A 9627-nucleotide genomic window follows, 5' to 3' on the forward strand; every position below is an offset into this window, starting at 1 on the left:
CCGGTCTCGTCGAACCAGGGCGTGGACACCCTGAGTGAGGACATGTCGCGATGCTCGGCTGCCTGTTGAGGCCCCGTACCCCTGCTCCGACCCACCCCGCGGCCGGCTGAGCCCATGGGTGCCGAGCGCGTCTTCGCGTACGGCGCCGCCGCCGGCCTCCTCGGCGACCTGCTCCTCGGCGATCCGCGCCGCGGGCATCCGGTCGCCGCGTTCGGGCGGGCCGCGACCGCCGTGGAACGTGTGCTGTGGCGCGACCACCGCGGGTGGGGCGCGGTGCACACCGCCGTCTGCGCCGGCGGGGCCGTCGCCCTCGGAAGCCTGGCGCAGCGGGCCGTACGCCGCTCCTCCGCCGCCTCCGTGGCGCTGACCGCGGCCGCCACCTGGTCGGTGGTCGGCGGTACCTCGCTCGCCCGGGAGGCCCGCGCGATCGGACGGGCGCTGGACGCCGGTGACGTCGAGGCCGCCCGGGCCCGGCTGCCGCACCTGTGCGGCCGGGACCCGCAGGCGCTGGACGCCGACGGGATCGCCCGGGCCGTGGTGGAGTCCGTCGCCGAGAACACCTCCGACGCGGTCGTCGGCGCCCTGGTGTGGGGTGCCGCGGCCGGTGTGCCGGGACTGCTCGGGTTCCGGGCGGTCAACACCCTGGACGCCATGGTCGGCCACAAGTCGCCCCGCTACCGCCGCTACGGCTGGGCCTCCGCGCGCCTTGACGACCTCGCCGGCTGGCCGGGGGCACGGCTCACCGCCGCCCTCGCGGCCCTGGCGGGACCCGATCCGCGCGGTGCACTGCGCGCCTGGCGGGCCGACGCGCACCGGCACCCCAGTCCCAACGCCGGTCCCGTGGAGGCGTCCTTCGCGGGCGCGCTCGGCGTGCGGCTCGGCGGGACCCTGTCCTACGGCGGCCGGGTCGAACACCGGCCCGTACTGAACCGGGGCGGACGGGCCGTGGCCGTGGCCGACATCGAGCGGGCCGTACGGCTGTCCCGGCGGGTGGGCTGGCTCGCGCTCGGCGCCGGTGCCGCCGCGCGGTTCCTCGCCGGGCCGGCGGCACGGGCATCCGCGGCACGGGCATCCGCGGCACGGGCATCCAGGGGGAAGGGACGTACGTCATGAGTGGTGGAGTCAAGGGGGGCGGTCTGCTCGTCGCGGGGACCACCTCCGACGCCGGGAAGAGCGTCGTCACGGCCGGGATCTGCCGGTGGCTGGTCCGGCAGGGCGTCAAGGTGGCGCCGTTCAAGGCGCAGAACATGTCGCTCAACTCGTTCGTGACCCGTGAGGGCGCCGAGATCGGGCGGGCGCAGGCCATGCAGGCGCAGGCCTGCCGGATCGAGCCGACCGCGCTGATGAACCCGGTGCTGCTCAAGCCGGGCGGCGAGCAGAGCAGTCAGGTGGTGCTGCTGGGCAAGCCGGTGGGCGAGCTGAGCGCCCGCGGGTACCACGGCGGCCGGCAGCAGGCGCTGCTCGGCACCGTGCTGGACTGCCTGGAGCAGTTGCGGGGCACGTATGACGCGGTGATCTGTGAGGGGGCCGGTTCGCCCGCCGAGATCAACCTGCGGCGGACCGACATCGTGAACATGGGGATCGCGCGCAACGCGCGGCTTCCCGTGCTCGTCGTCGGCGACATCGACCGGGGCGGCGTCTTCGCCTCGTTCTTCGGCACGGTCGCGCTGCTGTCGCGTGAGGACCAGGAGTGCGTCGCCGGGTTCCTCGTCAACAAGTTCCGCGGCGACGTGTCGCTGCTTCAGCCGGGGCTGGAGATGCTGCACGGCCTCACCGGGCGGCGCACCTACGGGGTGCTGCCCTTCCGGCACGGGCTCGGCATCGACGAGGAGGACGGGATGGCGGTCTCCCTGCGGGGCGCCGTCAGGGAGTCGGCCGTCACCCCGCCCGTCGGCGAGGACGTGCTGCGGGTCGCCGTCTGCGCGGTCCCGCTGATGTCCAACTTCACCGACGTCGACGCGCTCGCCGCCGAACCCGGCGTCGTCGTGCGGTTCGTGGACCGGCCGGAGGAACTGGCCGACGCGGACCTGGTGGTCGTCCCCGGCACCCGCGGCACCGTCCGCGCGCTGGAGTGGCTGCGGGAGCGCGGACTGGCGGACGCCCTCGTCCGCAGGGCCGCCGAGCAGCGGCCGATCCTGGGCGTGTGCGGCGGCTTCCAGGTCCTCGGCGAGCACATCGAGGACGAGGTCGAGAGCCGCCGCGGGCACGTGGACGGGCTCGGCATCCTGCCCGTGCGGGTGCGGTTCGCCCGCGAGAAGACCCTGACCCGGCCGGCCGGGGAAGCCCTCGGGGAGCCGGTCGAGGGCTACGAGATCCACCACGGGGTGGCCCGGGTGGACGGCGGCGAGCCGTTCCTGGACGGCTGCCGGGTCGGCCAGACCTGGGGCACGCACTGGCACGGCTCGCTGGAGTCGGACGGGTTCCGGCGGGCGTTCCTGCGCAAGGTGGCGGCCGCCGCGGGCCGCCGCTTCGTGCCGGCGCCCGACACCTCCTTCGCCGCGCTGCGCGAGGCGCAGCTCGACCGGCTCGGCGACCTGATCGAACAGCACGCGGACACGGACGCGCTGTGGCGGCTCATCGAGTCCGGCGCGCCGCAAGGACTGCCTTTCATTCCACCGGGAGCGCCCGCATGAGCACTGTGTTGTTGTTGTCCACCGCCGACACGGACCTGCTGGCGGCCCGGGCCTCCGGCGCGCCCTACCGCATCGGCAACCCGACCCGGGTGGACGTCGGCGGGGAACTGCCCGGGCTGATCGAGGGCGCGGACATCGCCGTCGTACGGCTGCTGGGCGGCAAGCGGGCCTGGGAGGACGGGCTCGCCGCGCTGAAGGCGTCCGGCATCCCGACCGTGCTGCTGGGCGGCGAGGCCGTGCCGGACGCCGAGTTGATGGCCGAGTCGTCCGTGCCGGCCGGTGTGGTGGCCGAGGCGCTGAAGTACCTGGTGGAGGGCGGCCCGGCCAACCTCACCGAGCTCGCCCGGTTCCTGTCCGACACGGTGCTGCTGACCGGCGAGGGCTTCGCGCCGCCGCAGCGGATGCCCGAGTACGGGGTGCACGGCTCGTACGAGATCCGGGACGGCCGCCCCACCGTCGGCGTGCTCTTCTACCGCGCCCACGAACTGAGCGGCAACACCGCCTTCGTCGACACCCTGTGCGACGCGATCGAGGCGCGGGGCGCCAACGCCCTGCCCGTGTACTGCGGTTCGCTGCGCGGCGCGGACGACGGGCTGTACGAGATCCTCGGCCGGGCCGACGCCCTGGTCGCCACCGTGCTCGCGGCCGGCGGCACGCACGCCTCGCAGGCCTCCGCCGGCGGTGACGAGGAGTCCTGGGACATCGGGCGGCTCGCCGAGCTGAACGTGCCCGTGCTGCAGGGGCTGTGCCTGACCTCCTCGCGGGCCGCCTGGGAGGAGTCGGACGCGGCGCTGTCGCCCATGGACGCGGCGATGCAGGTCGCGATCCCGGAGTTCGACGGGCGGCTGGTCACCGTGCCGTTCTCCTTCAAGGAGCAGGGCCCCGACGAGGTGCCCGTGTACGTCGCCGACCCCGAGCGGGCCGCGCGGGTGGCCGGCATCGCCGTACGGCACGCCGCACTGCGGCACAAGCCCAACCAGGACAAGAAGCTGGCGCTCGTCTTCACCGCCTACCCCACCAAGCACTCCCGGGTCGGCAACGCGGTCGGTCTGGACACGCCCGCCTCGGCGGTGCGGGTGCTCGACGCCCTCAGGGACGCCGGGTACGTGGTCGAGGGATACCCGGACCACGGTGACGAGCTGATCCACCGGCTCATCGAGGCCGGCGGCCACGACGTGGAGTGGCTGACGGAGGAGCAGCTGGCCGCCGCGCCCGCGCGGGTGCCGCTCGCGGACTACCGGGCGTGGTTCGAGAAGCTGGACCCCGGGCTGCGGGACGCCATGACCGAGGCGTGGGGCGAGCCGCCGGGTTCCCTCTACGTCGACGGCGACGACATCGTGCTGGCGTCCCTGCGGTTCGGGAACGTGGTCGTGATGATCCAGCCGCCGCGCGGCTTCGGCGAGAACCCGATCGCCATCTACCACGACCCGGACATGCCTCCCTCGCACCACTACATGGCGGCCTACCGCTGGCTGGAGAACAGCTTCGGCGCCGACGCGATCGTGCACATGGGCAAGCACGGCACGATGGAGTGGCTGCCGGGCAAGGGCCTCGGGCTGAGCGCGGGGTGCGCGCCGGACGCGGTGCTGGGCGAGCTGCCGCTGATCTACCCGTTCATCGTGAACGACCCCGGCGAGGGCACGCAGGCCAAGCGGCGCGGGCACGCCACCGTCGTCGACCACCTCGTCCCGCCGATGGCCCGCGCCGACACCTACGGCGACCTGGCCAAGCTGGAGCAGCTGCTCGACGAGTACGCGCTCGTCTCCGACCTCGACCCGGCCAAGGCCCCGGCGGTCCGCGCGCAGATCTGGACCCTCGTCAAGGCGGCCGAGCTCCACCACGACCTGCACGTGGACGAGCAGCCGGACGACGAGGAGTTCGACGAGTTCGTCATGCACATCGACGGCTATCTGTGCGAGATCAAGGACGTGCAGATCCGCGACGGGCTGCACATCCTGGGCGGCGGGCCGGTCGGCGAGCCGCGCGTGAACCTGGTGCTGGCCGTGCTGCGCGCCTCCCAGGTGTGGGGCGGGCAGGCCAACGCCCTGCCGGGGCTGAGGGCTTCGCTCGCCGAGCACTTCGGCCTGAGCGAGAAGGAGCTGCTGGCCGAGCCCGGCGCTGCGGTGAAGGTGCCGGCCGAGCTGACGGACCTCGTCGAGGGCCCGTCCCGTACGGCCGCCGACGCCATCGACCTGCTGGAGCAGCTGTGCCGGCGGATCGCGCAGGGCATGGAGGAGCGCGGCTGGGAGGTGTCCGAGAGCGGCCCGCTCGTCCGGGAGGTGCTGGGCGCCGAACTGCCCGACGCCATCGCCGTGCTGGAGTTCGCCTGCACCGAGGTCGTGCCGCGGCTGGCCCGCACCAGCGACGAGATCGGGCACATCCTGAAGGCCCTGGACGGCGGGTACGTCCCCGCGGGCCCGTCGGGTTCGCCGACGCGCGGTCTGGTCAACGTCCTGCCGACCGGGCGGAACTTCTACTCCGTCGACCCCAAGGCCATCCCGTCCCGGCTGAGCTGGGAGGTCGGGCAGGCGCTGGCCGACTCGCTGGTGGCCCGGTACCTCCAGGACACCGGGGAGTACCCGAAGTCGGTCGGCCTGACGGTGTGGGGCACCTCGGCGATGCGCACCCAGGGCGACGACATCGCCGAGATCCTCGCGCTGCTGGGCTGCCGTCCCGTCTGGGACGACGCCTCGCGGCGGGTCACCGGCTTCGAGGTGATCCCGCTCGCGGAGCTGGGCCGGCCGCGCATCGACGTCACCGTGCGCATCTCCGGCTTCTTCCGGGACGCCTTCCCGCACGTGGTGGGGCTCATCGACGACGCGGTGCGGGCGGTGGCGGAGCTGGACGAGCCGGCCGAGTCCAACCACGTGCGGGCGCACGTGGAGGAGGACACGGCCGGGCACGGCGACCGGCGCCGGGCCACGGCCCGCATCTTCGGGTCCAAGCCGGGGGCGTACGGCGCCGGGCTGCTGCCGCTCATCGACGCCCGGAACTGGCGCAGCGACGCGGACCTCGCCGAGGTGTACGCCGTCTGGGGCGGCTACGCCTACGGGCGCGGGCTGGACGGCCGGGCGGCGCGCGGGGACATGGAGACGGCGTTCAGGCGGATCGCGGTCGCCGCGAAGAACGTCGACACGCGGGAGCACGACCTCGTCGACGCCGACGACTACTTCCAGTACCACGGCGGCATGGTCGCCATGGTGCGGCACCTGACCGGCGCGAACCCCGAGGCGTACGTGGGTGACTCGGCCACCCCTGACCAGGTGAAGACCCGCACGCTCGGCGAGGAGACGCACCGCGTCTTCCGCGCCCGGGTGGTCAACCCGCGCTGGATGGCGGCCATGCGGCGGCACGGCTACAAGGGCGCCTTCGAGATGGCGGCGACCGTGGACTACCTCTTCGGGTACGACGCCACGGCCGGGGTGGTCGACGACTGGATGTACGAGAAGCTCAGCGCGGAGTACGTCTTCGACCCGGAGAACCGGGACTTCATGAAGAAGTCCAACCCGTGGGCGCTGCGCGGCATCACCGAGCGGCTGCTGGAGGCCGCCGACCGCGGCCTGTGGGCCGAGCCGGACGCGGACACGCTGGAGCGGCTGCGCGCCACCTACCTGGAGCTCGAAGGCGATCTGGAGGGCGACGACCAGTGACCACCCCCTTTCCTTTCACGGCCGTGGTCGGCCAGGACGACCTGCGGCTCGCGCTGCTGCTGAACGCCGTGTCGCCGGCGGTCGGCGGGGTGCTGGTGCGCGGCGAGAAGGGCACCGCCAAGTCGACGGCGGTGCGTGCCCTGTCGGCGCTGCTGCCCGACGTCCCGGTCGTGCCCGGCTGCCGGTTCTCCTGCGACCCGGCCGCCCCGGACCCCGGCTGCCCGGACGGGCCGCACGAGCCGGGCACGGGCACGGCGCGTCCCGCCCGGATGGTCGAACTGCCCGTCGGCGCCTCCGAAGACCGGCTGGTCGGCGCCCTGGACATCGAGCGGGCGCTGGCCGAGGGCGTGAAGGCCTTCGAGCCGGGCCTGCTGGCCGAGGCGCACCGCGGGATCCTGTACGTCGACGAGGTCAACCTGCTCCACGACCACCTGGTCGACCTGCTGCTGGACGCGGCGGCGATGGGTGCCTCGTACGTGGAGCGCGAGGGCGTGTCGGTCCGGCACGCCGCGCGGTTCCTGCTGGTGGGCACCATGAACCCCGAGGAGGGCGAGCTGCGGCCGCAGCTGCTCGACCGGTTCGGGCTGACCGTCGAGGTCGCGGCCTCCCGGGAGCCCGACCAGCGGGTGGAGGTCGTCAGGCGGCGGCTGGCCTACGACGCCGACCCGGCCGCCTTCGCCGCGCGCTGGGCCGAGGAGGAGGCCGCCGTACGGGCGCGGATCGCCGCGGCGCGCGAGCTGCTGCCGTCGGTGCGGCTGGGCGACGGGGCGCTGCGGCAGATCGCGGCGACCTGTGCCGCCTTCGAGGTGGACGGCATGCGCGCCGACATCGTGATGGCGCGCACCGCGACCGCCCTGGCCGCGTGGGCCGGGCGCACCGACGTGCTGGCGGAGGACGTACGGCAGGCCGCGCTGCTGGCGCTGCCGCACCGGCGCCGGCGCAACCCCTTCGACGCGCCGGGGCTCGACGAGGACAAGCTGGACGAGACCCTCCAGGAGTTCGGCGGCGGCCCGGAGGACGAGGACCCGGACCCGGACGGCCCGGGCGGGGGCGGTGGCCGGCCGCCGTCCCCGGACGGCCCTCAGAGCGGCGGGGACACCGGTGCGCGGCCGGAGTCCGGGCAGGACGGGGAGCCGCAGTCGTCCGGCGGTGCCGGCGAGCAGGCACCGGCCCGGGCCGCCGAGCCGTTCCGTACGAAGGTGCTGAGCGTGCCCGGCGTCGGTGAGGGCGTCGCCGGGCGGCGGTCGCGGGCGCGGACCGAGCACGGCCGCACCACCGGGGCGCGCCGGCCCCGGGGCACGCTGACCAAGCTGCACCTGGCGGCGACCGTGCGGGCCGCCGCCCCCCATCAGCGGGCGCGGGGACGCTCCGGGCCCGGGCTGGTGGTGCGGCGCGACGATCTGCGGCAGGCGGTGCGCGAGGGGCGGGAGGGCAACCTCGTGCTGTTCGTCGTGGACGCCTCCGGGTCGATGGCGGCCCGGCAGCGGATGAGTGCCGTGAAGGGGGCCGTGCTGTCGCTGCTGCTGGACGCCTACCAGCGGCGCGACAAGGTGGGGCTGGTGACGTTCCGGGGCACGTCCGCGGAGGTCGCGCTGCCGCCCACGTCGTCGGTGGACGCCGCCGCGGCGCGATTGGAGTCGCTGCCGACGGGCGGCCGCACCCCGCTGGCCGCGGGTCTGCTGAAGGCCCATGACGTGCTGCGGGTGGAGCGGCTGCGGGATCCCGCGCGGCGGGCGCTGCTGGTGGTGGTGACGGACGGGCGGGCCACCGGCGGGCCGGAGCCGGTGGCGCTGGCCGGGCGGGCGGCGCGGCTGTTCGCGGCCGAGGGCGTCGCGTCGGTGGTGGTGGACTGCGAGTCGGGGCCGGTGCGGCTGGGGCTCGCGGGACAGCTCGCGGGTGAGCTGGGCGGTACGGCGGTGACGCTGGACGAGCTGCGCGCGGACAGCATCGCCGGGCTGGTGAAGGACGTGACGAGGAGGGCCGCGTAATGCCGCAGGGACAGCCGAGTGTCGTTCCCGACGATGGTCTGACGACGCGTCAGCGACGCAACCGGCCGCTGGTCGTGGTGCACACGGGCGTCGGCAAGGGCAAGTCCACCGCCGCCTTCGGGCTCGCGCTGCGGGCCTGGAACCAGGGGTGGCCCGTCGGGGTGTTCCAGTTCGTGAAGTCGGCCAAGTGGAAGGTCGGCGAGGAGCGGGCGCTGCGGGTGCTCGGCGACTCCGGCGAGGGCGGGACGGTCGCCTGGCACAAGATGGGCGAGGGCTGGTCCTGGGTGCAGCGCGACGCGCAGATGGACAACGAGGACAAGGCCCGGGAGGGCTGGGAGCAGGTCAAGCGGGACCTGGCGGCCGAGACGTACCGGCTGTACGTGCTCGACGAGTTCGCCTACCCGATGCACTGGGGGTGGGTGGACACCGACGAGGTCATCGACGTGCTGCGCCATCGGCCCGGCACCCAGCACGTCGTCATCACCGGGCGGAACGCGCCCGAGAAGCTCGTGGACTTCGCCGACCTCGTGACCGACATGTCCAAGGTCAAGCACCCCATGGACGTCGGGCAGAAGGGGCAGAGGGGCATCGAGTGGTGACGTGTTCCGTCCCCCGGCTGGTCATCGCCGCGCCGTCGTCCGGCAGCGGCAAGACCACCGTCGCCACGGGGCTGATGGCGGCGCTGACCGGGCGGGGGCTCGCCGTGTCCCCGCACAAGGTCGGGCCCGACTACATCGACCCCGGGTACCACGCGCTCGCCACCGGGCGCGCGGGACGGAACCTCGACGCGTACCTGTGCGGGCCCGAGCTGGTCGGGCCGCTGTTCGCGCACGGGGCGCGCGGGTGTGACATCGCCGTCGTCGAGGGCGTGATGGGGCTGTACGACGGGGCCGCCGGTGAGGGCGAACTGGCCTCCACCGCCCAGGTGGCGAAGCTGCTGCGGGCGCCGGTCGTGCTGGTCGTGGACGCCTCGTCGCAGTCTCGGTCGGTGGCGGCGCTGGTGCACGGGTTCGCGTCCTGGGACCCGCAGGTGCGGGTCGGGGGCGTGATCCTCAACAAGGTCGCCTCGGACCGGCACGAGGCGCTGCTGCGGGAAGCGCTGGACTCGGCGGGGGTGCCGGTGCTCGGCGCCTTGCGGCGGGCCGCGCAGGTGGACACGCCCTCCCGGCATCTGGGGCTGGTGCCGGTGGCCGAGCGGGGTACGGCCGCCGTGGCGGCCGTGGCGGCGATGGGCGCGCAGGTCTCCGCCGGGTGTGACCTGGACGCGCTGCTGGCGCTGGCGCGCACTGCGGGTGCGCTGCCGTGCGCGGCGTGGGGGGCCGGCCACGCCCGGGGCCCGCCCCCCGCCCCCGCCAC

The 9627-nt window shown here is 74.7% G+C and carries 6 protein-coding genes; all 6 read left to right on the forward strand.

Features of this window, described 5'->3' with window-relative positions; all coding sequences use genetic code 11:
• The first annotated feature begins 114 nt into the window (after positions 1 to 114).
• Positions 115 to 1113: a cobalamin biosynthesis protein gene (locus AB0K80_RS30955; RefSeq protein WP_365675383.1), complete on the forward strand. Its 999-nt coding sequence runs from the start codon at positions 115 to 117 to the stop codon at positions 1111 to 1113.
• Positions 1110 to 2633: a cobyric acid synthase gene (locus tag AB0K80_RS30960; protein WP_365675385.1), complete on the forward strand. Its 1524-nt coding sequence runs from the start codon at positions 1110 to 1112 to the stop codon at positions 2631 to 2633. Before AB0K80_RS30955 ends, AB0K80_RS30960 begins: the two co-directional genes overlap by 4 nt.
• The gene (gene cobN, locus AB0K80_RS30965) at positions 2630 to 6283 is read left to right on the forward strand and encodes a cobaltochelatase subunit CobN (RefSeq protein ID WP_365675387.1); all 3654 of its coding nucleotides are present in this window, start codon (positions 2630 to 2632) and stop codon (positions 6281 to 6283) included. Before AB0K80_RS30960 ends, cobN begins: the two co-directional genes overlap by 4 nt.
• Entirely contained in the window at positions 6280 to 8271 is a 1992-nt protein-coding gene (locus AB0K80_RS30970; protein ID WP_365675389.1) for a putative cobaltochelatase, read from the forward strand. Before cobN ends, AB0K80_RS30970 begins: the two co-directional genes overlap by 4 nt.
• Positions 8271 to 8870: a cob(I)yrinic acid a,c-diamide adenosyltransferase gene (gene cobO / locus AB0K80_RS30975; protein WP_365675391.1), complete on the forward strand. Its 600-nt coding sequence runs from the start codon at positions 8271 to 8273 to the stop codon at positions 8868 to 8870. Before AB0K80_RS30970 ends, cobO begins: the two co-directional genes overlap by 1 nt.
• The coding region (locus tag AB0K80_RS30980; RefSeq protein ID WP_365675392.1) for a cobyrinate a,c-diamide synthase at positions 8867 to 9627 on the forward strand (761 nt) is incomplete at its 3' end. The genes cobO and AB0K80_RS30980, both read left to right, overlap by 4 nt.

It is taken from the genome of Streptomyces sp. NPDC052682, assembly GCF_040678435.1.
Lineage (GTDB): Bacteria > Actinomycetota > Actinomycetes > Streptomycetales > Streptomycetaceae > Streptomyces.

Excerpts from the sequence above, each read along its gene's own strand:
- cobO (WP_365675391.1), top strand. The coding sequence starts at position 8,271 with ATGCCGCAGGGACAGCCGAGTGTCGTTCCCGACGATGGTCTGACGACG.
- AB0K80_RS30960 (WP_365675385.1), top strand. The coding sequence starts at position 1,110 with ATGAGTGGTGGAGTCAAGGGGGGCGGTCTGCTCGTCGCGGGGACCACC.
- AB0K80_RS30955 (WP_365675383.1), top strand. The coding sequence starts at position 115 with ATGGGTGCCGAGCGCGTCTTCGCGTACGGCGCCGCCGCCGGCCTCCTC.
- cobN (WP_365675387.1), top strand. The coding sequence starts at position 2,630 with ATGAGCACTGTGTTGTTGTTGTCCACCGCCGACACGGACCTGCTGGCG.